The organism is Rhodococcus sp. Q1, from assembly GCF_004153645.1.
Lineage (GTDB): Bacteria > Actinomycetota > Actinomycetes > Mycobacteriales > Mycobacteriaceae > Rhodococcus > Rhodococcus gordoniae.
This window is the reverse complement of record NZ_SDMJ01000002.1, coordinates 724,175-748,708: the sequence shown is the minus strand read 5'-3', so window position 1 is coordinate 748,708 and position 24,534 is coordinate 724,175. Positions and strand designations below refer to the sequence as shown.

Genomic DNA, 24,534 nt, shown 5'->3' with positions numbered 1-24,534 from the left:
AATGGCTCGTTATACCGGTCCCGTCACCCGTAAGTCGCGTCGTCTCCGTGTCGACCTGGTCGGAGGCGATCAGGCCTTCGAGCGTCGCCCCTACCCGCCCGGCCAGCACGGCCGCGCGCGGATCAAGGAGAGCGAGTACCTGCTCCAGCTGCAGGAGAAGCAGAAGGCCCGCTTCTCCTACGGTGTCATGGAGAAGCAGTTCCGCCGCTACTACGAAGAGGCCGCAAGCCGTCCCGGCAAGACCGGTGAGGTTCTGCTGGCCATCCTCGAGTCGCGTCTGGACAACGTCGTCTACCGTGCCGGCCTCGCCCGCACGCGTCGTCAGGCCCGCCAGCTGGTCAGCCACGGCCACTTCCTGGTCAACGGCAAGAAGGTCGACATCCCCAGCTACCGCGTCTCGCAGTACGACATCATCGATGTCCGCGAGAAGTCGCTGAGCACGCTGCCCTTCCAGGTCGCGCGCGAGACCCAGGGCGAGCGCCCGATCCCGGGTTGGCTGCAGGTCGTCGGTCCGCGTCTGCGGGTGCTGGTCCACCAGCTCCCCGAGCGCGCACAGATCGACATCCCGCTGCAGGAACAGCTGATCGTCGAGTACTACTCGAAGTAAGACACCTCGGTGTCGTGGTGTCCTCCGGTCCGCCCGGACGGGAGGACACCACTCCATTCCACTAGGGCGTCATATGGCGGACGCCCACAAGGAGGCAACAGATGCTCATCTCTCAGCGACCCACACTGACCGAAGAGGTCATCGCTGACAACCGCTCGAAGTTCGTCATCGAGCCGCTCGAGCCTGGCTTCGGGTACACCCTCGGCAACTCGCTTCGTCGCACCCTGCTCTCCTCGATCCCGGGCGCAGCCGTCACCAGCATCCGCATCGACGGCGTGCTCCACGAGTTCACCACCGTTCCCGGCGTGAAGGAGGATGTCACCGACATCATCCTGAACCTCAAGGGTCTCGTGGTCGGCTCGGAAGAGGACGAGCCGGTCACCATGTACGTCCGCAAGCAGGGACCGGGCACCGTCACGGCCGGCGACATCGTGCCCCCGGCCGGTGTCACCATCCACAACCCGGACCTGCACATCGCCACCCTGAACGACAAGGGCAAGCTGGAGATCGAGCTCGTCGTCGAGCGCGGTCGCGGCTACGTTCCTGCCGTGCAGAACAAGGCGTCCGGCGCCGAGATCGGCCGCATCCCGGTCGACTCGATCTACTCGCCGGTGCTCAAGGTGACGTACAAGGTGGAAGCGACCCGCGTCGAGCAGCGCACCGACTTCGATCGGCTCATTCTCGACGTGGAGACCAAGAACTCGATCAGCGCGCGGGACGCGCTCGCCTCGGCGGGCAAGACCCTCGTGGAGCTCTTCGGTCTGGCTCGTGAGCTGAACGTCGAAGCAGAAGGCATCGAGATCGGTCCCTCGCCCGCCGAGGCCGACCACATCGCCTCCTTCGGACTTCCGATCGAGGACCTCGACCTCACGGTCCGGTCCTACAACTGCCTCAAGCGCGAGGGTGTTCACACCGTCGGCGAGCTCGTGGCACGCACGGAGTCCGACCTGCTCGACATCCGCAACTTCGGCCAGAAGTCCATCGACGAGGTCAAGGTCAAGCTGCACTCGCTCGGCCTGTCCCTCAAGGACAGCCCGGCATCGTTCGACCCCAGCACCGTCGCCGGTTACGACGCCGCGACCGGTACCTGGAGCGACACCGACGCCGGCTCCTTCGGTGACAACGACGGCAACGAGGACTACGCCGAGACCGAGCAGCTGTAGCAGCTCACGGTCCGTTACTAGGAGAAAATCATGCCCAAGCCCAAGAAGGGCGCCCGCTTCGGCGGATCGGCCTCGCATCAGAAGGCGCTCATGGCCAACCTGGCCACCGCGCTCTTCGAGCACGGCCGCATCACCACCACCGAGGCCAAGGCCAAGGCCCTGCGCCCGTACGCCGAGAAGCTCGTCACGCACGCCAAGGCCGGCACGCTGGCCTCGCGTCGTGAGGTGCTGAAGGTCATCCGCAACAAGGACGTCGTCCACTCGCTGTTCGCGGAGATCGGTCCCTCCTTCGAGGACCGCAACGGCGGTTACACCCGCATCATCAAGACGATGCCGCGCAAGGGCGACAACGCCCCCATGGCCATCATCGAACTGGTGCGCGAGAAGACCGTCACCTCCGAGGCCGACCGCGCACGTCGCGTCGCCGCCTCGCAGGCACCCGCCGAGGACAACGCGGTCCAGGCCGTCGAGGCCGAGGCCACCGACGCCGAGGTCGCGAACGCCGACGCCGTCGTCGAGGGTGTCGAGGACACCAACGCCACGGCTGCCGACGCACCCGAGGCCGACGAGGCCAAGAAGGACTAGTCCACTTGGTTTCGGCATCTGCTGAAGCTCACGAGCCCGCCGTCCCTTCCGAGGGCGGCGGGCTCGTGGCTTCTCACGAGACGACACGTCTGCGACTCGACATCGCCTACGACGGCACCGACTTCTCCGGCTGGGCACGGCAACCCGGTCGCCGCACGGTGTGCGGGGAGATCGAGGAGAAGCTCTCCGCGATCGTCCGGACCCCCGTGCTGCTCACCGTCGCCGGTCGCACCGATGCCGGCGTGCACGCTTCCGGGCAGGTCGCACACGTGGACGTACCCACCGCGGCGCTGCCCGACGATCCGTCGCGCTGGGTCCGGCGTCTCGCGCGGTTCCTGCCCCGCGACGTGCGTGTCACCGGGATCTCCGTCGCCCCCGAGCATTTCGACGCGCGCTTCTCGGCGATTCGGCGTCACTACGAATACCGCCTCACCACAGCGGTGTACGGCGCCGAGCCGCTGCGGGCGCGCGACACCGTTTCGTGGCCGAAGGCCGTCGATCTCGATGCGATGCGACGCGCCTCGCACTCACTGCTCGGTCTCCACGACTTCGCCGCCTTCTGCAAGCGTCGCGAGGGTGCGACGACCGTACGCCAACTGCAGCGATACGACTGGACCCGCGAGGACGACATCCTCACCGCCTACGTCAGCGCCGACGCCTTCTGCTGGTCGATGGTGCGCAGTCTCGTCGGAGCGGCCCTGGCCGTGGGGGAGGGGCGCCGCAGCGTCGAGTGGATGACGGCCCTGCTCGAGGCGCGCGAACGCGCGGCGTCCGTTGCGGTGGCACCGGCTCACGGCCTGTCATTGGTCCGCGTCGACTACCCTGCTGACGAGGAACTGGCCGCGCGCAACGCTGCGACGCGGGAGATGCGCGGGCCCATCACGCCCGGCTGCTGCGGATGAAGGGAACGAATGTGCGCGCACGACGGTTTGCGTTGATGGGGACGATCGGGGCGCTCGCCGTCTCGTCGCTGGTCCTGCCCGGTGCCGCGGTTGCCCACGCCGACGAGTCCCCGGCTGCCGCGACCGGCGAGACCCGGTCGCAGAGCGCGACTGTCGAACGCATCGAGAAGCACACGGACCGCGACTGGTCGTTGTTCGTGTACTCGCCGTCGATGGATCGCACGATCGAGTTGCAGGTGCTGCGTCCGGCCGACACGAGCGCTCCGCGACCGGTCTTCTACCTGCTCAACGGTGCCGGCGGGGGACAGGACCGGGCGACCTGGCGCGAGCAGACCGACGTCGTGGAGTTCTTCGGCGACAAGAACGTCAACGTCGTCACCCCGATCGGTGGCGCGTTCAGCTACTACACCGACTGGCTCGAGGACGATCCCGTTCTCGGACGCAACAAGTGGACGACCTTCCTCACCGAGGAGGTCCCGTCGGTGGTCGACGCGACGCTCGGGGCGAGCGGCCGGAACGCGATCGCGGGTGTGTCGATGTCGGCGACGTCGGCGCTGGCCCTCGCCCAGCACGCGCCGGATCTCTACCAGGGTGTGGGGTCGTACAGCGGATGCGCCGAGACCGCCACGGAGACCGGTTCGCGTTACGCGGAGATCGTCGTCGGGTTCGGGGGCGGTGAGGCCGAGAACATGTGGGGACCGGTCGCAGGCGAATACTGGAACGAACAGGACGTCGTGCGCAACGCGGAGAAGTTGCGCGGCAAGGCCGTCTACGTCTCCACGAGTAGCGGTGTCCCCGGTCCGTACGAACTGAAGGCGTGGGAGCAGTCCGGTGTCGCCGTCCTTCCCGACGTGGCTCTGCTGGGGCTCATCGAGGCCGGTGTGAGCGACTGCACGACGCGGCTGCGTGGTGCGCTGGACGCAGCCGGCGTCGAGGCGACCTATTCCATCCGGTCCGAGGGCACCCATACCTGGGGTTACTGGCAGGAGGCCTTGCACGAGTCGTGGTCGGTGCTCGGCGAGGCCATCGCCGCCTGACACGACAACACTGCGCGGCACGCGCCGAGGGGGTGAGGTCCGCGACCTCGCCCCCTCGGGCGTTCTCATGTGCTCGTCGGATCAGCCGGTCCGGGAACTCGGGGACGTTGCCGATGAGCGCATCGAGCGAACCGAGAAGCATGTGATCGTCTCCGTGTATGCGTCGATGCGCTAGAACCGAGGGGCGAGCAGGAGCCTCGCGATCATGCGATGGCCCTCGGCCTCGTAGGAGTCGTCGCCCACATGGAAAGCCCACACCGCGACCGCGACCGCCGCGCGCACGCGCTGACGGAACCAGGCCTCCGCCTCCCGCGGATCCTCTCCGTAGCCGCGCAGGAAGGCCTGCTCGGCGCCCGGAACCCGGAGGAACTCGCGCACCGCGAGCCGTTCGAAGTCCTCACCCGCGGGACGCAGGGCGGCGCGGCCGAAATCGATCACCTTCACCACTCCCGCGTCGTCGGCGAGCCAGTTCCGGCTCTGCCAATCGCCGTGGGTGGGCACCAGGGTGGCCGTCGGTGTCGGCCATCCTTCGACCATCGCCCGCAGCCGGCCGGCGGCCTCGGGACCGATGCGGTGCGCCGCCGCCAGCCACCGCAGGGTCTTCGCGTTCGCCGATCGCTCGTACCCCTCGTCCACGATCCGCTCCTGGCGGTGGAACTGCGCGAGCAGCGCCCCGGCCTGCTCGTAGACATCGAGGGACGACGAGGCTGCCGTACCCTGGATCAACCGGCCCGGAAGATACTCCGTCACCACGAGTTTCGTCGCCCGGTCGGCGAACACCATCCGGGCGGCCCGCCCGCACCCCACCCACGGACCGGTCCAGCGCTCGTGGGCGCTGATCTCGCGTCCGATGTGGCGATCGGGCGCCCCACCGGCCTTCACGACGAGCCGACCCTCGGCGGTGTCGATCGCGAGGACGGTGGTCGACACCAGTCCCCAGCTCATGTCGGCGACCACGACCGTGCGGCCGAATCGCTGCGTCAGCAGGTGACGTTGCTGTGGGGTGAGCCGCTCCAGGGCGTCCGGCATGAAGGCACTCTAGCGACCTTCGTGCCGTGCGGCTGTCGTCCGATCGGTTATCCCGCCAGCGACCGCGCGATCACCAGCCGCTGAATCTGATTGGTGCCCTCGAAGATCTGGGTGATCTTCGCATCGCGCATGAAACGCTCGACCGGGAAGTCGCGGGTGTAGCCGTATCCACCGAGGACCTGGACGGCATCCGTCGTGACCTTCATCGCGGCGTCCGTCGCGACGAGCTTGGCCACCGACGCCTGCCGCGAGTAGGGCCGACCGGCATCCTTGCGCCGGGCGGCGTCGAGATAGGTGGCGCGGGCGGAGTCGACCGCGGCGGCCATGTCGGCGAGGACGAACCCGAGGCCCTGATGGTCGATGATGCGCTTGCCGAAGGCCTGCCGTTCCTTGGCGTAGGCCGTCGCCTCGTCGAGAGCGGCCTGGGCCAGGCCCGTCGCGACCGCGGCGATCCCCAGGCGTCCGGAGTCCAGCGCGCTGAACGCGATCGGCAGCCCCTGCCCCTCGGCGCCGATCCGGCGTTCGGCCGGGACGAAGGCGTCGTCGTAGTGGGCGGAGGTGGTGGGGATCGCGTGCAGGCCCATCTTCTCCTCGGGCTTGCCGAAGGACAGGCCCTCGGTGCCGGCGGGCACGAGGAAGCACGAGATGCCCTTGCTGCCGGTGTCGGCCGTGCGGGCGAACAGGGTGTAGAAGTCGGCCTTGCCGCCGTTGGTGATCCACGCTTTCGAGCCCGTGATGCGGTAGCCGCCCTCGACGGGCTTCGCGCGGCACGCGAGCGCCGCGGCGTCGGAGCCGGCCTGCGGCTCGGACAGGCTGTATGCACCGATGGTGTTGCCGCCCAGCATCTCCGGAAGCCACGTGTTCTTCTGCTCGTCGGTGCCGTGGGTGGCGAGCGCGAAGCACGACAGGCCGTGCACACTCACCGCGACCGCCACTGCGGCCCAACGGGCGCCGAGTTCTTCGAGGACCTGCAGGTACACCTCGTACGGCTGGTCGCCGCCGCCGAACTCCTCGGGGTACGGCAGGCTCAGCAGTCCGGCGGCGCCGAGTGCGGGGAACACGCCTTCGGGGAAGGTCTCCGCGCGTTCGTGCTCGTCGACGCGCGGCGCGAGCACCTTGTCGGCGACGTCGCGGGTGAGGTCGATCAGGTCGTAGGCCTCGCGGGTGGGAAGCAGACGCTCGACGGGCACGGTGGTTCCTCCTGGAAGGCTGGGACCGAAAGTAGTACTGACCATGATACTGCAGTACTGTTTTCCGTATGGCAAGAGTCGGTAGCCGGCGACCCACCGCCCGGCAGGCCCAACTGTTCGACGATCTGGTTGCGTTGTTCCTGGCAGAAGGCTTCGCACACCTGACCCTCGACGACGTCGCCGCGCGCCTGCGCTGCTCGAAATCCACGCTCTACGCACTCGCGGAGAACAAGAACCGGCTCGTCCACGCGGCAACCGTGCACTTCTTCAAGGGTGCCGCCGAGCGGGTCGAGGCCGACGTCGCACAGGCCGCGGACGCACAGGCACGCATCGGCACTTATCTCGAGGCCGTGGGACGCGAACTCGAACCGGCGTCCTCCCGATTCATGGAGGACATCGCCCACACGCCGGTCGCGCGCGAGGTGTACGAACGCAACACCCGCTTCGCTGCCGACCGGGTCCGCCAGCTCATCGCCGACGGCGTCACGTCCGGGGAACTGCGCGACGTCCACGCCGCCTTCGTCGCCGATGTCGTCGCGTCGGTCATGGTCCGCATCCAGCAACGACAGGTGGCCGAGGCGACGGGACTCGAAGACGCACGCGCCTACCGCGAACTCGCCGCACTGCTCGCACACGGACTGTCCGCCGCGCCCCACCTACGATCGACCCCATGACCACGGCAGCACCGAACGAACCGATCCGTCTCGAGGTCGTCGTCGCGAGTGTCCGTGCCGGTCGCATCGCCCCGATCGTCGCCGACTGGTTCGCGGCCACCGCGCGGAGCCGCTCCGAGTTCGACGTCGGCGTTCTCGATCTCGCCGAGACCCCGCTCCCGCAGGACCTCTCGGGCGGGCCCGGCGCCGACGCCTTCACCCGTCGTATCGGTGCCGCGGACGCCTTCGTGGTGGTGACCTCCGAGTACAACCACGGCTATCCCGCCGCACTGAAGACGGCCATCGACACCGTCAAGCACGAATGGCGCACCAAACCGGTCGGATTCGTCTCCTACGGCGGCCTGTCCGGCGGCCTGCGCGCGGTCGAACAGCTGCGGCAGGTCGTCGTCGAGGTCCACATGGTGCCGGTGCGGCAGTCGGTGAGTTTCCACCGCGTCAAGCACGCCTTCGCTGCCGACGGCACCACCACGGACGAGGCCGCGATCGACGGCGCGGAACGCATGCTCGACCAGATCGTATGGTGGGCGCGCACCGTCCGTGCCGGAAGCGCCCTCGACCGTTATCCCGGCTGAGGCGCCGGATCCGCCATGCGCGACCGGCCGAGATGGGTGCTCTCCGCCGCGATCGTCACGAGGGTGAGGGGTGTGCGTTCGTCGCCCGCCGTGAGCATGACGCGGTCCCCGGCCGCCCCGGGCTGCAGCAGCGACACCGTGGGACGCTCGCGCGGCCATCCGTCCGGGTGGATGTGCACGTGGATCGCGGTCGCGTGCGGCATGGACGAGGTGGGCGGGACACCGTCGTAGACGACCGTGTCGAAATCGCGGTCGCCCGCGTACTCGCCCGCCAGCCGCAGCCGGTCGGGTCCGGCGGCGGATCCGACCAGGCCGCGCCACGCGCCGGGGCGGTCGGTGTGGACGACGACCCGCGCCCCCACCGCGACGGCCCGGAAGACCACCTGCCGGGCGAGGTACAACTCGCCCGCGATATGGACCGAGCGGATGCCGGGACCGGTGAGGCGGGCGGTGACGGCGCGACCGGCGTCGTCCGATCCGACGAGTTGCCCGCACCCGCCGGCCGGCAGGGCGAGGGCATCGAGTTCCTCGGCGTCCGACTCGCGCAGGGGAACGAGCTCCTCCAGATGGGGGACACCGAGTGGCAGTGCTGCTGTGAGAAGTTCGGCGTGACGCCCGTAGGCCGGAAGCAGACCCGCAGCGGACGGGACGTCCGGCTCGCGCGTGGTGAACCGTGCCAGTGCCCCGAGCCGGACCGAACCGCGGTCGCCCGGCCGCAGCCGGAGTACCAGCGTCGACGCCGACGTCGGATGTGCCCACACCGCGGCGGTGTGGTGCCGGTCGATCCGTCGGGGTTCGAACATCCCTCCGGAATCGAAGGCGGAGGACAACGTGACGTGCCGGTGCGTCGGTACCCATTCCGTCGCCGGCACACCGTGGGAGATGCGCAGTGCCGCCTGTTCGATCTCGTTCGCGTTCAGCAGCCGCGCGGCGTATCCGTCGTCGCCGAGTGCGCGGATCACACGCCGCCCCGCCGCGACGACCGTGCGCGCGGCGCCCTCGGAGCCGCCGCCCCGGCGGGCCGCGGCGGCCGCACAGGACGTGACATCGAGGCGGAGCACCACGCGGACCGTACGTTCGGCAGCGGCAGGAAGCGGTCCGAGCAACTGCGCGTAGGCCTGTCCGGCGGGCGTCGAGTCGAGAACCCGGCGCCCCTGCACCACGACGTCGATCCCGTCGAGGACGACGTCGTGCCGGTACAGGCATGCGGCGATCGCACTCAGGGGGAGTGTTCGTCCCGATTCCTCGCTGTCACGGCCGAGCCTGGTGATCCTGCCGGCCGGTGGCGCGAGCTCGAGGACGACGGTCGCGTACGGGCCGTCCCATCGCACCCCCACCGGACCTGCCGCCCCGGCGTGGAAGTCGCGGAGGACACCCGACACGGGAACGCCGCCGGGGCGGCGCAAGACGGTCGCGATCCAGTCGGCTGTACCGCGTCCGCCGATCCGGAGGAGGCACGCCGCGGCGACCGGTACGGCGATCGCACAGGCCACCCACGCGGACGACCCCAGCGCCACCGCGAGCACCCCCATGGCGACGGCCACGCACTGCGCCCCCGTCAACCGGACTGCGACACGACTTCTCGCTTCACCTGCCGCGGTGACGATTCGCGCGTGCTCCGACGCGGTCACGAATTGCGCGTGCTCCGACGCGGTCACGAATTGCGCGTGCTCCGACGCGGTCACGAATTGCGCGTGCTCCGACGCGGACACGGTCCGTTGCATCGATCCCCCCGAACGACGGCCGGCAATCATTTCGACGCGGTACCGGCCTTCCCCTGTGCCGCGCGGCGCGCGTGCGATGAGCGCCCGACAGGACTGTACTGTGTTGCGCCAGAGAGCGTGCCGTACGGGGGGAGATCGATGGCAGCGCAACCGACCACACGGTGGCAGGTCAGTGGATACCGGTTCCTGGCACGACGCATGGATCATGCGTTGGTGCGGGGAGACGTACGGATGATCCACGACCCCATGCGTTCCCAGTTCCGGGCATCGGTCGTCGGAACGGTCGTCGCGTGTGTCGTGCTGGGAGGCTGTGCCGCACTCGCCCTGTTCCGTCCCCAGGACCGGGTCGGTGATGCCGCCGTCGTCGTCGGACGCGACTCCGGTGCGCTCTACGTCGCGATCGACACCACCTTCCACCCCGTCCTGAACCTGGCGTCGGCGCGGTTGATCCTCGGAGCTCCGGCCGAACCGGCGGTCGTGGCCGACGAGGAACTGACGAAGCGTCCGCGCGGCCCGCTCGTAGGGATACCGGGTGCGCCGTCCTCCCTGGTCCACGACGCGGAGGACACGCCGTGGACGGTCTGCGACGTCGCCGACCCCGACGGCCTGCAGTCCTCGACCACCGCCGTGCTCGCGGGCACCCCCGATCATCGGACGGGATCGGTGCTCGACGACGACGAAGCGCTCCTCGTGACGGCGGACGGCAGGTACCACCTGCTCTACGAGGGCAGACGCGCCGAGATCGATCCGAACGACCGGTCGCTCGTGCGGCTGCTGGGCATCGACATCTCCCGCGCACGACCCGCGAGTACCGGACTGCTCGCCGCCGTCCCGGAGGTGCCGAGGCTGACCGCACCTCCCATCGCCGGAGCCGGGGGTCCGCCGGTCGTGCCGATCCCGGGTACGCGCATCGGGTCGGTCGTCGCGGTGTCCGAACCCGACGGCCAGAGTTTCCACGTGGTGCTCGGGAACGGTGTGCAGGAGGTGTCACGGGCCACCGCGCACCTCATCCACTTCTCGGATTCGCAGGGGGCACCGGAGATTCCGGTGGTACCGCCCGACGTCCTCGCGGCCGCGCCGACGGTGCACGAACTCCCGGTCGACACCTTTCCCGAGTCCGTCCCGCGGATCGTCGACCCGGGGGAGAGCCCGGTGGCCTGCTCGACCTGGCAACCCGACGCGGGTGAGGACGACCGGCACCGGTCGTCGCTGCGACTGTCGGCGGGGACCGCGCTGCCCGTGGGGAAGGACGCCGTCCCCGTGACCCCGGCTCAGGCCGACGGTGCGGGACCACAGGTCGACGCGATCCACATCCCGCCGGGCCGTGGCCGATACGTGCAGGCCACCTCGCTGACCTCCGATACCGACCGACTCGGGTCGTTGTTCTACGTCGCCGACACCGGTGTGCGATACGGCATCACCGATGCGGCCGCCGCTGCGGCGCTCGGCTTCACGGATCCACCCGTCCGGGTCCCGTGGCCCGTCCTGCAGCTACTTGCTCCGGGACCCACGCTCGGCCGGGAGCAGGCGCTGCTCGCACACGACGGTGTCGCTGCCGATCCGGGAGCGGTCCCCGTACGGGCCGGCAACCGGCCGTCAGGTCCGTGACCGGGTGAGGCGTCGTGCCGGTGCGGTGAGGACGAGAACGAGGACGGTCACGGTGAGCACGGCCGCAGCCGAGACCAGCGCGATGCTGCGCGGCCGGTGATCCGGTACCGGGGGAGAGCTCGGTTCGTCCACGGACACCGCCGGCACCGGCGCCGCGCGATCGGCCGGCAATGGGGCGGTGACGGCCGCGAGCGGATCGACGACACCGTGCCCCACCCGTGGATTCCACCCTTCCGCAGGAGAGTGGGCGGTCCTCTCGATGCGCGCCATCACCTCCCGCGCGGACAACCGGGGGTGCCGGGACCGCACGAGCGCGACCGTCGCCGCGACGAGCGGTGCCGCGAAACTCGTTCCGGACACCGGCCTGCCGCCTTGCGGGCCGGGAATCAGATCGGCCAGTCCGTCGGTGCCGGGATCGAGCGACACGAGCCCGCTCCCGGGAGCAGCGACATCGACCCACGGCCCGGGAAGGCTGTATTCGGCGGGGGTACCGTCGTCCTCGACCGCGCCGACGGTGAGGACGTACTCGTCGTACCAGGCGGGAGACGCCAGGGTGACGACCGAATCCCACGGATCGGCACCGGGATCGGCCGGATCCACCGAGGACGGATTGCCCTCGCGGCAGGTGTCGGTGTTGCCGGCCGCCGCGACGACGACCGCGTCGTGCACATCGGTCGCGTACTGCACCGCCGCTCCCAGCGGACCGTCGGCGAGACCCTCGGCGACGGTCCGGCACGCGACCTCCGAGATGTTGACGACGGTGGCGCCGAGATCCACGGCGCGACGGACGGCCGCGGCGAGGGTCCGCACGTCGCCGTACCCGGATGCGTTGCGCGCAGCATCGTCGTCCGGCCGGGAGCGATCGGCGAAATGACCGCTGGACTGACGGATGGCGATCACCTCCACCTCGGGCGCGCCGCCGGCGAAGCCCGAGCCGGGTGCCGGGCGTGCCGCGATCAGTCCGGCGACGAGGGTGCCGTGCGCGTCGCAATCCTCGGTGCCGTCGCCCGTGGACACGTAGTCGCCGCCCGGCAGCGGAGCCGGCAGGCGCGGGTGCGGATGGACTCCGGTGTCGATGACGGCGACGACCTGTCCGGCCCCGCGTGTGATCGGCCAGACCGACGCGAAGTCGAGGATCCGTTGTGCCCGAGGGATCTGCGGCCCGTCGGGGGCGCGGGGAAGCTCCGCGCACAGCACCCGCAGTTCGGTGGCCTCGGGAGGTGCGGGCGTCGCCCCGGGAGGCAGTTGCGCGGGATCGGGTACCGGCGGCGCGGCGGCCGCGACACCCGTCGGGGCGGATGCCAGCAGGAGGGCCACGAGAAGGACCGTGAACGCCCGTAGCGGCTGCACCGTCACAGTCCGCGGATCGCCGCGTACACGCCGGCGACCCAGCACGCCAGTGGCACGACGGTTGTGATGGTCGCGTACTCGGCGAGTTCGGCGATCCGGCGTTGTACCGGAGTGAACGTCCGTCGCGGTGCGACCGCACCGAAGAGGAAGCCGGCAGACGCGAGTCCGGTTGCCGCCGTGAACGCCGCCCACGGTGGCAGCACCCCGGTCGCCGATGCACTCGCGAGCAACCCGAGCAGAAGCACCGCGCCGCCCGCTACGAGCGGAGCGGCCTGTGCGGCCGCGGTGTAGGTACGCCCCCGGAAGACCAGTACGACGGCTGCCGCAACGGCCAGTGCCACCGCGGGAACGAAGACCTCTCCGCCCCAAGGGAATGCGGCCCACCACGCCCCGGCCGCCGTGAGTACGACCACGGCGTGGACCATCCCGGTGAGTGCGCTCCGCGCGCGGTCGGCGCGGTGTTCGAGCTCCGCCGGTGACGGCAGTCCCGATATGTTCCCGTCCTCGGACGTCTCCGATTCGGGCGGTGCGCCGGGTGCGGGGACCGGTGGGATGGGAAGTTTCGCGAGCATTCCCGCGAGACGAGGCGCCATCCCGGCGAGCAGCAGTGCGGCCACCACCGTTCCGGATCCGAGGGCACGCGCCTCGAGATCGGTGGTCGAGGCGAGGACGGCGTTCACGCCGGCACCCGCAGCGATCACGGCGACCGCCGTGCACGACGCGAGGCCGATGCGGGCGACGCGCACGGCGATCACCGCGATCGTGCCGGTGAGTGCTGCCGCGAGAACGAGGCGAGGTGCCGGCGAACTCCCCGGGACGAGCAGCGCGCCGGCGGTCGACGCGAGTGGGAAGGCGCACCACAACAGCGCTGTGGCGGTGCGTCGATCGTCGTGCAGTCGCGCGAGGATGCCCGCGGCGAGCAGCAACAGAAGCGGCAGCACCGCGCACAGCCCACCCAGGACGAGACGGCTCACGCCGTCGGGCAGGGACAGCAACGGCAGGCATCCCGCAGCGAGGGCGACCGGGCCCAGGACCGCTGCCAGGAGACCCGCCGGACCCGCACCCCACGGCGTCGCCGTCCGGTCCGAGGATGCGACGCTGTACATGACGTCGTCGAACAACGGTGGAGGAGCGGGTGATCCGGCGTCCTCCAGGACGAGGATCTCGCCGTCGCGGACGCCGTGTTCGTCGAGGCTCAGCGCACCGGGCAGAGGAGCCCGGCCGATGCGTGCGAGCGCCCAGCCGTCGGGTTCCGTACGTTCCGGCGTCGCGTCGAAGTCGTTGTCCGGCCGGTGCCCGGCGACGAGATCCACGATCCCCGGCAGCAGCAGCGCCACCGGAACGTCGAGGGGCAGAGCGAGATCGACCTCGGTGTGGCGGGCGAGTACGGTGATCCGGCACAGATCCGGGGCTCCCACCTGCCCCGGGGTCTCGGATCGCGCACGCACAGATGTCATCGGCCTCGGTTCCCCCCGTCACTGCAGTCCGAACGACGCAGACCATACGACATCGTCCCGGGCGATGTCCCGTCCGAGTTCCCCGTCGAGGTACCGGCGGACGAGGAGGGGTACGGAAGGCCGCAGCGGTAGGTTAGTCTTCCACGACCGTGGGGCCGTAGGGGGCGGCCGACGGCGTTCCGGGGGGTGGCGAACGTGAGTACCGTACGTTTCGTGCGGAGAGCACGGCGGGAGGCGCCGCGCGTGCCCAGTGGCGAGGTGAGTGTCCAACCGCCGCCCGACATTCCCCGTGCCACACCCGGCAACCTGGTGACCAAACTGCTCCCGCTCGTAATGGTCGCGGCGATGATCGGGATGGTCGCGCTGATGTTCGGCACGGGAGCGGCGCGCAGCCCCATGGCGATGATCTTCCCGCTCATGATGGTCGTGTCCCTGGTGGGCATGCTCGCCAACGGTGGTCGCAGCGGTGGGACGAAGACCGCCGAGGCGAACGAGGACCGCAAGGACTATCTGAGATATCTCGACCGACTCCGGCGCGAGGTCACCGAGACGGCGCACGAACAACGTCGGGCGCTCGAATGGACGCATCCCGATCCGGCCCTGCTGTGGACCCTCGCCGGCACCGTCCGGATGTGGGAGCGGCGCAGCACCGATCCGGACTTCGGTCATCTCAGGGTGGGGCGCGGAGGCCAGCGACTCGCGACCCGGCTCGTGCCACCCGACACGGGACCGGTCGAGGATCTCGAACCGGTCGCCGCCGTTTCTCTGCGCCGGTTCGTGCGCGCGCATTCGGTGGTGCCGGCACTGCCCACGGCCGTGTCGCTGCGAGGTTTCGCCGCCATCGGTATCGACGGACACCGTGAGACGGCACGTTCGCTCGCGCGGGCGATGCTCGCGCAGGCGTGCACCTTCCACGGACCCGACATGCTGCAGGTCGCCGTCGTGTGCGGGCCCGACACCGCTGCGGAGTGGGAGTGGATCAAGTGGCTGCCGCACGCGCAGAACCCGGTCCTGCGCGACGGTGCGGGTAGCGCACGCACGGTGTTCGGCTCGGTGCTCGAACTCGAGACGGATCTCGCGACGGTGCTGGCCGGTCGCAGCAGGTTCGTCCGGAACGCCCCGGCCGACGAGGGCGCCGTGCACCTCGTCGTGGTCGTCGACGGCGGAGTCACGGGATCGGGTTCGGGTGTGCTCGACGACGGTCTCGACGCGGTGACCGTGCTCGACCTCTCCGGATACGCCGCACGGCTGAGCGCGACACGCGGTCTGCGTCTGGTGGTCGAGGAGGGGCGGGTCGGGGTCGCGACCGGCACCGACGTCGACGTCTTCGCCGATACCGACTCCATCGACGCCGCACAGGCACAGACCCTGGCGAGGCGGCTCGCCCCGTATCGGGTGACGAGCGGCGCGGTGGACGACAGCGCCGGCGACGACCGGCCGTCGAGCTGGCAGGAGTTGCTCGGGCTCGGGGACGTGGCGCGATTCGACCCCGACCAGGCGTGGGTCCCGCGCCGTGGACGCGACCGTCTGCGGGTTCCCATCGGCGTGGGCATCGACGGTGCGCCCGTCGAACTCGACCTCAAGGAGGCCGCCGAGAACGGGATGGGTCCGCACGGATTGTGCATCGGCGCAACTGGATCGGGAAAGAGTGAGTTCCTGCGGACACTGGTTCTGGGCCTCGTGGCGACGCACCCACCCGAGGCGCTCAACCTGGTCCTGGTGGACTTCAAGGGCGGCGCGACCTTCCTCGGACTCGAGCAGATCGCACACGTCGCGGCGGTGATCACCAATCTCGCGGACGAGATCGCGATGGTCGACCGTATGAAGGACGCGCTCGAAGGTGAGATGAACCGCCGGCAGGAGCTCCTCCGGACCGCAGGGAACTTCGCCAATGTCGGCGACTACGAGAAGGCCAGGGCGGCGGGCGCCCCGCTCGACCCGCTGCCCGCGCTGTTCATCGTGGTCGACGAGTTCTCCGAACTGCTCTCGCAGCAACCCGAATTCGCCGATCTCTTCGCGGCGATCGGGCGGCTGGGACGGTCGCTGCACATGCACCTGTTGCTGGCGAGCCAGCGACTCGACGAGGGCCGGCTCCGCGGCCTCGACAGTCACCTGTCGTACCGCATCGGTCTGAAGACGTTCTCCGCCAACGAATCGCGGAGCGTCCTCGGCGTCCCCGACGCCTACCACCTGCCGTCGACGCCCGGCGCGGGATACCTCCGGACCGATTCCGCAGACATCCAGCGGTTCTCCGCGGCGTACGTCTCGGGACCGTACGAACCCGGCCCTCCCACCCGGCGCATCCGGTCGGCGGCGCCGACCGGCGCGTCCCGGCCCCGCATCTTCACGGCCCGGACGGTGCCGGTCGAGTCCGGTCCGCCCGCTCCGGTCGCCGAGCCGCTCCCGGTCCCCGCCGCAGGCGACGGACGGAGCGTTCTCGAGGTGGTCGTCGACCGGATCCGGGGGCACGGCACACCGGCCCACGAGGTGTGGCTGCCCCCGCTCGACGAATCCCCGTCGCTGGACATACTCCTGCCCCGGTCGGTGCTCGCCGGCGACGTGCCACGTCATGCTGCGCTGCGCACCGTCGTCGGTGTCGTGGACCGGCCGTTCGAGCAACGCCGCGACCCGCTGGTGGTCGACCTGTCGGGGTCCGCCGGCAACGTCGTGGTCGTCGGTGGCCCGCAGTCCGGCAAGTCCACCCTGGTGCGCAGCCTCGTCCTGTCGATGGCACTGACGCACACCGCCGAACAGGTGCAGTTCTACGCTCTCGATTTCGGTGGCGGCACGTTGTCGGGTCTGGCCGGCCTGCCGCATGTCGGTTCCGTCGCCGGACGGCACGACACCGATCGGGTGCGCCGGACCGTTGCGGAGATGATGTCGCTGCTGCGCCGCCGCGAACGATCCTTCGCCGAGAACGGCATCGAGTCCATGGCCCAGGTGCGACGGATGCGCGCCGACGGAAACGCGCTCACCACCGACGATCCGTTCGGCGACGTCTTCCTCGTCGTCGACGGGTGGCCCAGCATCCGGCAGGATTTCGAGTCGCTGGAACAGACGATCGGGATCCTGGCGGCCCAAGGCCTGTCCTACGGCATCCACGTGGTGCTCAGCGCACCGCGCTGGGGCGACGTCCGGCCTGCCATGCGCGACCTGCTGGGTACGCGGCTCGAACTCCGACTCGGCGATCCGTCCGACTCCGAGTACGGCCGCAAGAGAGCGGCGACGGTGCCGGAAGGGCGACCCGGACGCGGCATCGACCGCGACGGACTGCACATCCTGGGCGCGTTGCCCCGGGTGGACGGAAGCTCCGATCCGGCCGATCTCGCGGCCGGTGTCGCCGCGGCGGTCGAGGCCGTCCGCGCTACCGCGTCCGGACGGTCGGCGCCGCCGGTCCGCATGCTGCCCGAGCACATCGACAGGTCCGACCTGCTCGCGGCAATGCCCACCGGATGGCCGCCGCCGGCCGATGCCTCCCGGTCCGCCCGGCTCCGTATCCCGATCGGCATCGACGAATCCGAACTCGCGCCCGTGTCGGTGGATCTCGCCGACAGTCCCCACCTGTTGATCTTCGGCGACTCGGAATGCGGCAAGACGAACCTGCTCCGGGGACTGTGCCGCGGATTGACCGAGTCCGGCAGCGGCGCCGAGATCAGGATCGTCATCGGCGACTACCGCCGGACCATGCTCGGCGTCGTCGGCGGTGGCCATCTCGGCGGATATGCGCCGTCGGCCACGGTCCTCGCGGCCATGATCCGGGAACTCGCCGCCATCTGCGAGCGTCGGCTGCCGGGCCCCGACACGACACAACAGCAGCTGCGCGACCGGTCGTGGTGGACCGGGCCCGAGGTGTTCGTGGTGATCGACGATTACGACATGGTCGCGACGTCGGGTCAGAACCCGGTGCTGCCGCTGCTCGACTACCTCCCACAAGGGCGGGACATCGGGTTGCACCTGGTGGTCGCGCGCCGTTCGGGCGGAGCGGGACGTGCGATGTACGAACCGATTCTGGGGCGCCTGCGGGAGCTGTCGAGTCCGGGTCTGATCATGAGCGGAAGCCGCGAGGAGGGAGCGCTCGTCGGCGCGGTCCGTCCGTCACCGATGCCACCGGGCCGCGGCACGCTCGTGCGACGCGACGGCACGTCGCTCGTCCAGACGGCATGGGCGCCGGAGGCGTGATGACGAGCCGGGACGAGGCGGTGGTTGCTGCGGTCGCGTTCACGATGACATCCGGGTCGATTCACATCGGATGGCCCGGAACGACGCGCAGTGTGCCGGCTCTGACGGCAGATGTGGGCGAGCGCCGGGTATTCGGAGCTCCCGCCGGTGAGGTGGCGGATCCGCTCGACGTCACAGAGTTCGCGGATATCGCCGCGGTCGGAACCGAACGCGAACTCGGGGAGTTGCTGACCGGACTCGTCGCGTACGGCGCGGCGACCGCGGGTGCGCCCGACACGGCCGGGCCGGCATGTGCGATACACCCCACCTGGTGGAACGAGCGGCGCCGCGACCTTCTCCGGACCGCCGTGCGGCAGGTCGCGGGCGACACGATCCTGCTCCCGGTCGCGGTGGCCGCCGCACGCGCCGCCGACACCGCTCCGCACGAGCGGTGCGCGGTGCTCGAATTCGCCGCCAGCGGAGTCACCGCGGTGAGTGTCGCCGGGTTCGCCCCCGACGGGCCGACCGTCCAGCGCGTCGCGCGGGATCCGGATCTGTCGCTGTATTCCCCGGACGCCGCGGCGCGTCTCGAGAGCCTGCTGACCTCGGTGTGCGGCGGGTCCGGACCGGAGGTGGTGGTGGTGACCGGCGGGCCGGGCGAACCGTCCGGTGTCGAACCGCTGGCCCTCGCGGTCGATCTCGTGGGTCCGGGCCGACGGGTCGTGCCCGTCGCGGCCTCGGAGATGCTCGTCGCGGTGACCGGTTCCCCCTCGGCGCCGACCACCCCGGGATCGGGTGCGCGGGGCGCACCTACCAGGTCGACGATCGACGGACCCGACCGGACGCTGCCGTGGCTGAACGAGGTACGCGCACGCCCGGATGCCGGCCGCCCCGGGCGGGACGGCCGGGTGCGCACATTGTTCGTGGCCGGCGCGGTGGTCCCGGCCCTGCTCGCCGGCGCGATATTCCTGTGGCCGCTCCTCGCAGGAGGAGACGACGCGGACGTTCGGAATCTGCCCGAAGTCGTTGCCGCGGAGGAGATGCCGAACACCGTCGAATCGCCCTCGGTGGTGCCCACCGGCGACCCCGGACATCGGGCGTCGACTCGGGTCGACGTCGGTCCGCTGAATCTCGAACTGCCCGACGGCTGGCGCATCCGGGACCCCGAGACCGTATCTGCGGGTCGTGCGGAACTGATACCGCTCGGCGGGGCCGATCGTCGGATCCTGGTCGTGTACCGGGATCTTCCCGACGGGACGGACGCGGGTTCCGTCGCATCCGCGTTGGTTGCGCGGGCGGCCGAACGTGCACCCGTCATCCGCGATCTCGACGCCGACACGACCTTCGCCGACCGCAAGGTCGTGGCGTACACGGAGGTTCCCGACGACTATTCGGTGGTGCGGTGGTCGGTGCTCGTCTTCCCCGGACTCCAGGTCTCGGTGGGATGCCAGTACCTCGAGGAGGATTGGACTCGTATCCGCAGTGAATGCGAGCAGGCCGTCCACACCCTCCGGCTCGGCTGACGACGAAGATTCGCGAATTTTCCGGACACGGCGGAACCGATACCGCACCGGGCGCGTCCAACCACATGTAAGAGCGAAGACCGGCTCGACGCCGAGCCGGGTGATCCACGCACGAGCGAAGGAGTACGCCGTTGAGTCAACCGACCGGCAATTCGAATCAACTCACCACCGATGTGGCGACCATGGAGGTCGTCGCGGGACAACTCCAGGACTCCCGCGCCGAACTCGACGCGATCCTCGGACGGCTGACGGGCGTGGTGCAGTCCGCGCCGGCGGTCTGGCGGAGCCGCTCGGCGGAACAGTTCGCCGGAATCATGGAGCGCTGGAACGTCAACCACACCAAGCTGTCGAACGCGTTGGACGAACTGGCCGAGGCCGTCCGCACCAGCGGACGGTCGTACGCCGCCGCCGAGGATCACCAGGCCCGGTCCCTGTCGGCGATCGACCCCGACGGCGGTTCGGTTCTCAACGGCTCGTTCACCTGATCCCCGGTCCTTCCGGCACACATTCGAGAACAAGGAGAACGATCCGTGTCCGAGATCTATCAGAACTTCGCCGGCGTCGCCGACCTGCACGCCCAGCTCGTGTCCGGTCAGAAGGCGATCGAGGCGACGCTCGACCGCATCGAGGGGCAGGTCGCGCCTCTCGTGGCCAGCTGGGACAGCGACGCGAAGGAGCGTTACGCCGCCACGCAGGCCCGCTGGAACGAGGCCGAGGCCGGTCTCATCCAGGTGCTGCACGACATCGGCCGGGTGGTCTCGACCGGTAACGACAACATGCAGGAGGTCGAGCGACTGAACCAGCAGCGCTTCCCGGGCTGATCCGGGTTCGTCGGATCCGACCGGTCCGGCGCTGTCACGTCCCGGTGGTGGAGAGGCCACCGGGACGTGACATGTCTCGGCGGCGCGTGCTCCCTGCACGGAGGCCGAGCACAGGAGCCTGCCGAGGCGCTTTGACCCGTCCGGTCTCGGCCCGGTAGAGTGTCCCCTCGGCGTGTCGCACGTCGTCGTGCCCTGTGGCGCGAGGAACATCTCTCCCGGGTCTCAACTGGCCGCCGGGCGTGACCATCGTCGACATGCAGGCCAGCAGCGAAACGATAGACGAGGAAGATCTGTGTCTACGTACACACCGAAGGCCGGCGACGTGACCCATCAGTGGCACGTCATCGACGCCACCGACGTGGTGCTCGGCCGCCTCGCGGTGCAGGCGGCAAACCTGCTCCGCGGCAAGCACAAGCCCACATTCGCGCCGCACGTCGACGGTGGTGACTTCGTCGTCATCATCAACGCCGACAAGGTTGCCGTCTCCGGCAACAAGCGGACCGACAAGTTCCTCTACAGCCACTCCGGTCACCCGGGCGGTCTGCGGGCTCGTTCGGTCGGCGAGGTTCTCGAGAAGAACCCCGACCGCCTCGTGGAGAAGGCCGTCACCGGCATGCTCCCGAAGAACAAGCTCGGTCGCGCCATCGCGAAGAAGCTGAAGGTCTACGCGGGCCCGAACCACCCCCACGCCGCGCAGCAGCCGGTGCCGTTCGAGATCAAGCAGGTGGCACAGTGACGACGCCCGAGGAACAGAACGTGAACCCCGAAGAGTACGTCGAGAACGTCGAGGTCGCTGCCGAGGAGTACGTCGAGGACGTCGTCGAGGCACCTGCTGCCCCGATCGTCTTCGACCGTCCGGTCCAGACCGTCGGTCGCCGTAAGGAGGCCGTCGTCCGCGTCCGCCTCGTGCCCGGCACCGGCAACTTCACCCTCAACGGCCGCACCATCGAGGACTACTTCCCGAACAAGGTGCACCAGCAGCTCGTGAAGTCGCCCCTGGTGACGGTCGAGCGCACCGAGTCGTTCGACATCCACGCACGCCTGCACGGCGGCGGCCCGTCCGGCCAGGCCGGCGCGCTGCGTCTCGCCATCGCGCGTGCACTCACCGAGGTCACCCCCGAGGATCGCCCCGCGCTCAAGCGTGCCGGCTTCCTCACGCGTGACCCGCGTGCCGTCGAGCGCAAGAAGTACGGCCTGAAGAAGGCCCGCAAGGCATCGCAGTACTCCAAGCGCTGATGTGCCGCCGACGCTGATTTCGTCAGAGTCGGCACCTGTTCCACCACGAGAGCAGGCGTCGGTAGACATTTCCTACCGGCGCCTGCTTTCGTGCATTCTGTCCTCTATCGGCACCCGCGGCGGGGGCCGCACACGACTGGGAGGCTGTGTACATGGGTCGGTTGTTCGGCACCGACGGAGTCCGGGGCTTGGCCAATGCCGAGCTCACAGTGGAGCTGGCAGTGCGCCTCGCAGGCGCTGCCGCAGCGGTGCTGGCCCCGCAGGGTGCCGACCGGCGGCCGGTTGCGGTCGTGGGTCGCGATCCCCGCGCGAGCGGCGAGATGCTCGAGGCGGCCGTCACGGCCGGACTCACCGCCGCCGGAGTCGACGTGCTGTCGGTGGGCGTGCTGCCCACCCCGGCCGTCGCATTCCTCACCGGTGACTACGAAGCCGACCTCGGTGTGATGATCTCCGCGTCGCACAATCCCATGCCCGACAACGGCATCAAAATCTTCGCGGCCGGCGGGCGCAAGCTCGACGACGAGGTCGAGGACCGGATCGAAGCGGTGCTGCACGGCGACGCCGCGACGGCCGCACGCCCGACCGGCGCCGGCATAGGCCGCGTACGCGCCGTGTCCGACGCACTCGACCGTTACCTCGCGCATCTCGCGGCTGCCGTGCACCGGCCCCTCACGGGTACGACCGTCGTGGTCGACTGTGCGCACGGTGCCGCCTCGACGGCCGGCCCGGCCGCCTACGCTGCCGCAGGCGCGACGGTGATCGCGATCAATGCCGAACCCGACGGACTGAACATCAACGACGGGTGCGGCTCCACGCACCTGTCCGTGCTGCAGCAAGCTGTGCTCGAGCACGGCGCCGACCTGGGCCTCGCGCACGACGGCGACGCCGATCGCTGCCTCGCGGTCGACGCGACCGGCACGGTGATCGACGGCGACGCCATCATGGCGATCCTCGCCCTCGGCATGCACGAAGCCGGCGAACTTCCCGACGACACCCTCGTCGCCACAGTGATGAGCAATCTCGGTCTGCACCTCGCGATGCGCGCGGCGGGGATCGAGGTGCGCACGGTCGGTGTGGGCGACCGCTACGTGCTCGAGGAGCTCCGGCGCGGTGGCTACGGCCTCGGTGGTGAACAGTCGGGTCACATCGTCCTTCCCGCGCACGGCACGACCGGCGACGGCGTGCTCACCGGTCTCCGCCTGATGGAACGGGTCGCGACGACGGGTCTGCCCCTCGCGAAGCTCGCCTCGGTGATGACTTCGCTCCCGCAGGTTCTCGTGAACGTGCGGGTCCACGACAAGGTCGCGGTGGCGAACGATCCTGCGGTGGCGGCTGCGGTCGCGGCCGCCGAGAGCGAACTCGGTGAGACCGGCCGGGTGCTGTTGCGTCCCTCGGGCACCGAACAGCTCGTGAGGGTCATGGTCGAAGCCGCCGACGACGATCACGCTCGCGCCGTCGCCGACCGTCTCGCGGAAGTCGTCGCCGCCGTCTGATCGCGAGCGGAACCGGATCGCCGCGCGCTGCGTCCAACCCCTTCGAGAGGGTTCGTCGGGACGGAGAGCGGACATGGACATACGGCAGGGCACGATCCGGTTCGACGGCGACGCGGTGCACGCGGTCGCGGCACGGCTGGCGGAGGTGGCCGAGGACGCCGACCGCGAGATCCGTCGCGGATTCGGCGGTCTCCGATTCGACGGGTCCGGCACCGGAGCGGCGCACCGCTCGGCCGGCGTCTGCGCCGAGACCGGATATCGCAGGGTGCGCGCCGCGTGCGAGACCTGGGTGGCCACCGTACAGGCGCATGCCGATGCGCTGCGCGCCGTGGCGGACGGCTACCTGGACCAGGACCTCACCATCGAGGTCGCACTCGCCGATGTGGCGGCCCGTGCCGCACTCGACCATTCGGGAGACCGCCGGTCGTGAGGAATCCTCCTGTGGACGTAGGCGACATCCTGGACGCCGGAGCGCCCGGCCTGGCCCGTCTGACCGACGACCTGCGATGCCTGCACGCTCTCGGCTGCACGACCGGAAGTACCGTCGCGGATGTCCGCGCCCGCTACGACGAGCACCGTGCCCTCTCCCTGCCGTCACTCACCGACGACGCGGCCGGAGCGCGCTCGCTCGCGGCATCCCTCGGCCGTCGGACCGACGAACAGCGTCGCCTCCTGCTGCGGCTCGACGAGGCATGGGACGGCTCCACCGCGGAGCACGCCCGCACGGCCCTGACGTCCACCATCGCCGGGGGAGTCGGATTGTGTGCGTCGCTGACCGATCTCGCGGGAGCGCTCGAGACGGCTGCTTCCGCGATCGCCGACGCGCTGCGTGAGAAGGCCCGCGTCGTCGGGGGTCTCGCGGAGCGGCCCGTGGACGGCCGGACGAGGGACGAGATCGACACGATCGTCGCCGGGGCGAGCGGCGGCCCGCACGGACCGACCCCGGAGGAGCGATCACGCTGGTTCGGCGATCCGCCCGGTGGGGGAGCAGCGGCAGACCCTGCCGTCGAGTGCCGGAGATGGGTCGAGGAACGACTGGTGCCGGCCGTCCGCGACGCCGTCGACGCACTGGTGCAGGCGTGCGACGACGCCGGTCGCCGGATCGCGGACAGTCTCACCGAGCTGTCGACCGCCACGGAACGCGCCGCGGACGGTGCCGAGGCGGCCGCAGATGCGTCCGGTGCCGAGACGGCCACAGGCGCCGAGGGCGGGTCCGTGCAGGACGTACCGATGACGCAGGACCGCGCCGATCACGGTGCGGCCGTGTCCGTTCCGGGTGTCCGGCCGGGCGAACGCAAACGCGAGCACCCACCCGGATCCGTCCAGGAGGTCCGCCCGCAGGACGAGAGCGACGAGAGCGACGACGACGTCGTACTCGCCGAAGCCGGACCGCTGTGACGCGAAC

22 protein-coding genes are annotated in these 24,534 nt (G+C 70.2%); 17 read left to right on the top strand and 5 right to left on the bottom strand.

Going from position 1 to position 24,534, the window contains the following annotated elements:
- Position 1 precedes the first annotated feature (1 nt).
- The 5 genes from rpsD (at position 2) to EQ874_RS08315 (ending at position 4,294) form a co-directional block, all read left to right on the top strand.
- Entirely contained in the window at positions 2–607 is a 606-nt protein-coding gene (gene rpsD / locus EQ874_RS08335; RefSeq protein ID WP_016932425.1) for a 30S ribosomal protein S4, read from the top strand.
- A 101-nt stretch (positions 608–708) separates the two neighbouring features.
- Positions 709–1,770, top strand: coding sequence for a DNA-directed RNA polymerase subunit alpha (locus tag EQ874_RS08330; RefSeq protein WP_016932424.1), 1,062 nt, complete (start codon positions 709–711; stop codon positions 1,768–1,770).
- A 30-nt stretch (positions 1,771–1,800) separates the two neighbouring features.
- A complete protein-coding gene (rplQ, locus tag EQ874_RS08325) occupies positions 1,801–2,355 on the top strand; it encodes a 50S ribosomal protein L17 (protein WP_006554582.1) in 555 nt (184 codons plus the stop codon).
- A 65-nt stretch (positions 2,356–2,420) separates the two neighbouring features.
- A complete protein-coding gene (truA, locus tag EQ874_RS08320) occupies positions 2,421–3,257 on the top strand; it encodes a tRNA pseudouridine(38-40) synthase TruA (protein WP_016932423.1) in 837 nt (278 codons plus the stop codon).
- A gap of 35 nt (positions 3,258–3,292) precedes the next feature.
- Positions 3,293–4,294, top strand: a complete 1,002-nt coding sequence (locus EQ874_RS08315) for an alpha/beta hydrolase family protein (protein ID WP_129976529.1) — start codon at positions 3,293–3,295, stop codon at positions 4,292–4,294.
- Positions 4,295–4,465: 171 nt separating this feature from the next.
- On the opposite strand, the gene EQ874_RS08310 is transcribed toward EQ874_RS08315, so the two are convergent.
- Together EQ874_RS08310 and EQ874_RS08305 are read right to left on the bottom strand one after the other, a co-directional pair.
- Positions 4,466–5,323, bottom strand: coding sequence for a phosphotransferase (locus EQ874_RS08310; protein ID WP_242496680.1), 858 nt, complete (start codon positions 5,321–5,323; stop codon positions 4,466–4,468).
- 47 nt (positions 5,324–5,370) lie between these two features.
- Complete coding sequence (locus EQ874_RS08305; RefSeq protein ID WP_129976485.1) at positions 5,371–6,513, bottom strand: acyl-CoA dehydrogenase family protein; 1,143 nt, start codon at positions 6,511–6,513, stop codon at positions 5,371–5,373.
- A 68-nt stretch (positions 6,514–6,581) separates the two neighbouring features.
- On the opposite strand from EQ874_RS08305, the gene EQ874_RS08300 reads away from it, so the two are divergent.
- Both EQ874_RS08300 and EQ874_RS08295 read left to right on the top strand, forming a co-directional pair.
- Positions 6,582–7,187, top strand: coding sequence for a TetR family transcriptional regulator (locus tag EQ874_RS08300; RefSeq protein ID WP_026002907.1), 606 nt, complete (start codon positions 6,582–6,584; stop codon positions 7,185–7,187).
- Positions 7,184–7,759: an NAD(P)H-dependent oxidoreductase gene (locus tag EQ874_RS08295; RefSeq protein WP_129976484.1), complete on the top strand. Its 576-nt coding sequence runs from the start codon at positions 7,184–7,186 to the stop codon at positions 7,757–7,759. The genes EQ874_RS08300 and EQ874_RS08295 overlap by 4 nt, the downstream gene beginning before the upstream one ends.
- Here EQ874_RS08295 and eccE read toward each other — a convergent pair.
- Positions 7,747–9,444, bottom strand: coding sequence for a type VII secretion protein EccE (gene eccE, locus EQ874_RS08290; RefSeq protein WP_165369219.1), 1,698 nt, complete (start codon positions 9,442–9,444; stop codon positions 7,747–7,749). The genes EQ874_RS08295 and eccE overlap by 13 nt on opposite strands.
- Before the next feature lie 177 nt (positions 9,445–9,621).
- Here eccE and eccB point away from each other — a divergent pair, with 177 nt between their 5' ends.
- Positions 9,622–11,091 (top strand): type VII secretion protein EccB, encoded by a 1,470-nt coding sequence (gene eccB / locus EQ874_RS08285; protein WP_129976482.1) that lies wholly within the window; start codon positions 9,622–9,624, stop codon positions 11,089–11,091.
- On the opposite strand, the gene mycP is transcribed toward eccB, so the two are convergent.
- A complete protein-coding gene (gene mycP / locus EQ874_RS08280; protein ID WP_165369218.1) occupies positions 11,080–12,408 on the bottom strand; it encodes a type VII secretion-associated serine protease mycosin in 1,329 nt (442 codons plus the stop codon). The genes eccB and mycP overlap by 12 nt on opposite strands.
- 35 nt (positions 12,409–12,443) lie before the next feature.
- Positions 12,444–13,898, bottom strand: a complete 1,455-nt coding sequence (eccD, locus tag EQ874_RS08275) for a type VII secretion integral membrane protein EccD (RefSeq protein WP_242496679.1) — start codon at positions 13,896–13,898, stop codon at positions 12,444–12,446.
- Positions 13,899–14,093: 195 nt separating this feature from the next.
- On the opposite strand from eccD, the gene eccCa reads away from it, so the two are divergent.
- The 9 genes from eccCa to EQ874_RS08230 all read left to right on the top strand — a co-directional run bounded on the left by eccCa (position 14,094) and on the right by EQ874_RS08230 (position 24,527).
- Positions 14,094–18,077: a type VII secretion protein EccCa gene (gene eccCa / locus EQ874_RS08270; protein ID WP_129976480.1), complete on the top strand. Its 3,984-nt coding sequence runs from the start codon at positions 14,094–14,096 to the stop codon at positions 18,075–18,077.
- A complete protein-coding gene (locus tag EQ874_RS08265; protein WP_242496678.1) occupies positions 18,077–19,579 on the top strand; it encodes a type VII secretion-associated protein in 1,503 nt (500 codons plus the stop codon). The genes eccCa and EQ874_RS08265 overlap by 1 nt, the downstream gene beginning before the upstream one ends.
- Positions 19,580–19,710: 131 nt before the next feature.
- Positions 19,711–20,064, top strand: a complete 354-nt coding sequence (locus EQ874_RS08260; protein WP_232284691.1) for a WXG100 family type VII secretion target — start codon at positions 19,711–19,713, stop codon at positions 20,062–20,064.
- A gap of 45 nt (positions 20,065–20,109) precedes the next feature.
- Entirely contained in the window at positions 20,110–20,400 is a 291-nt protein-coding gene (locus tag EQ874_RS08255) for a WXG100 family type VII secretion target (RefSeq protein ID WP_016932690.1), read from the top strand.
- A gap of 292 nt (positions 20,401–20,692) precedes the next feature.
- Positions 20,693–21,136, top strand: coding sequence for a 50S ribosomal protein L13 (gene rplM / locus EQ874_RS08250; RefSeq protein ID WP_006550055.1), 444 nt, complete (start codon positions 20,693–20,695; stop codon positions 21,134–21,136).
- Positions 21,133–21,636: a 30S ribosomal protein S9 gene (rpsI, locus tag EQ874_RS08245; RefSeq protein ID WP_085470052.1), complete on the top strand. Its 504-nt coding sequence runs from the start codon at positions 21,133–21,135 to the stop codon at positions 21,634–21,636. The genes rplM and rpsI overlap by 4 nt, the downstream gene beginning before the upstream one ends.
- Before the next feature lie 152 nt (positions 21,637–21,788).
- On the top strand, positions 21,789–23,129 hold the full coding sequence (gene glmM / locus EQ874_RS08240; protein WP_129976478.1) for a phosphoglucosamine mutase: 1,341 nt from the start codon (positions 21,789–21,791) through the stop codon (positions 23,127–23,129).
- Between the two features lie 73 nt (positions 23,130–23,202).
- Positions 23,203–23,559 carry a hypothetical protein gene (locus EQ874_RS08235; RefSeq protein WP_129976477.1) on the top strand — a complete coding sequence of 119 codons (357 nt, stop codon included), beginning with the start codon at positions 23,203–23,205 and terminating at the stop codon, positions 23,557–23,559.
- Positions 23,560–23,570: 11 nt separating this feature from the next.
- Positions 23,571–24,527 carry a hypothetical protein gene (locus tag EQ874_RS08230; RefSeq protein ID WP_129976476.1) on the top strand — a complete coding sequence of 319 codons (957 nt, stop codon included), beginning with the start codon at positions 23,571–23,573 and terminating at the stop codon, positions 24,525–24,527.
- The last annotated feature ends 7 nt before the right edge of the window (positions 24,528–24,534 follow it).

Coding starts and splice junctions, on each gene's coding strand:
- EQ874_RS08235 (WP_129976477.1), top strand. CDS start 23,203: ATGGACATACGGCAGGGCACGATCCGGTTCGACGGCGACGCGGTGCAC.
- eccD (WP_242496679.1), bottom strand. CDS start 13,898: ATGACATCTGTGCGTGCGCGATCCGAGACCCCGGGGCAGGTGGGAGCC.
- EQ874_RS08265 (WP_242496678.1), top strand. CDS start 18,077: ATGACGAGCCGGGACGAGGCGGTGGTTGCTGCGGTCGCGTTCACGATG.
- EQ874_RS08310 (WP_242496680.1), bottom strand. CDS start 5,323: ATGCCGGACGCCCTGGAGCGGCTCACCCCACAGCAACGTCACCTGCTG.
- eccB (WP_129976482.1), top strand. CDS start 9,622: ATGGCAGCGCAACCGACCACACGGTGGCAGGTCAGTGGATACCGGTTC.
- EQ874_RS08315 (WP_129976529.1), top strand. CDS start 3,293: ATGGGGACGATCGGGGCGCTCGCCGTCTCGTCGCTGGTCCTGCCCGGT.
- rplQ (WP_006554582.1), top strand. CDS start 1,801: ATGCCCAAGCCCAAGAAGGGCGCCCGCTTCGGCGGATCGGCCTCGCAT.
- glmM (WP_129976478.1), top strand. CDS start 21,789: ATGGGTCGGTTGTTCGGCACCGACGGAGTCCGGGGCTTGGCCAATGCC.
- EQ874_RS08330 (WP_016932424.1), top strand. CDS start 709: ATGCTCATCTCTCAGCGACCCACACTGACCGAAGAGGTCATCGCTGAC.
- rpsD (WP_016932425.1), top strand. CDS start 2: ATGGCTCGTTATACCGGTCCCGTCACCCGTAAGTCGCGTCGTCTCCGT.
- EQ874_RS08295 (WP_129976484.1), top strand. CDS start 7,184: ATGACCACGGCAGCACCGAACGAACCGATCCGTCTCGAGGTCGTCGTC.
- EQ874_RS08300 (WP_026002907.1), top strand. CDS start 6,582: ATGGCAAGAGTCGGTAGCCGGCGACCCACCGCCCGGCAGGCCCAACTG.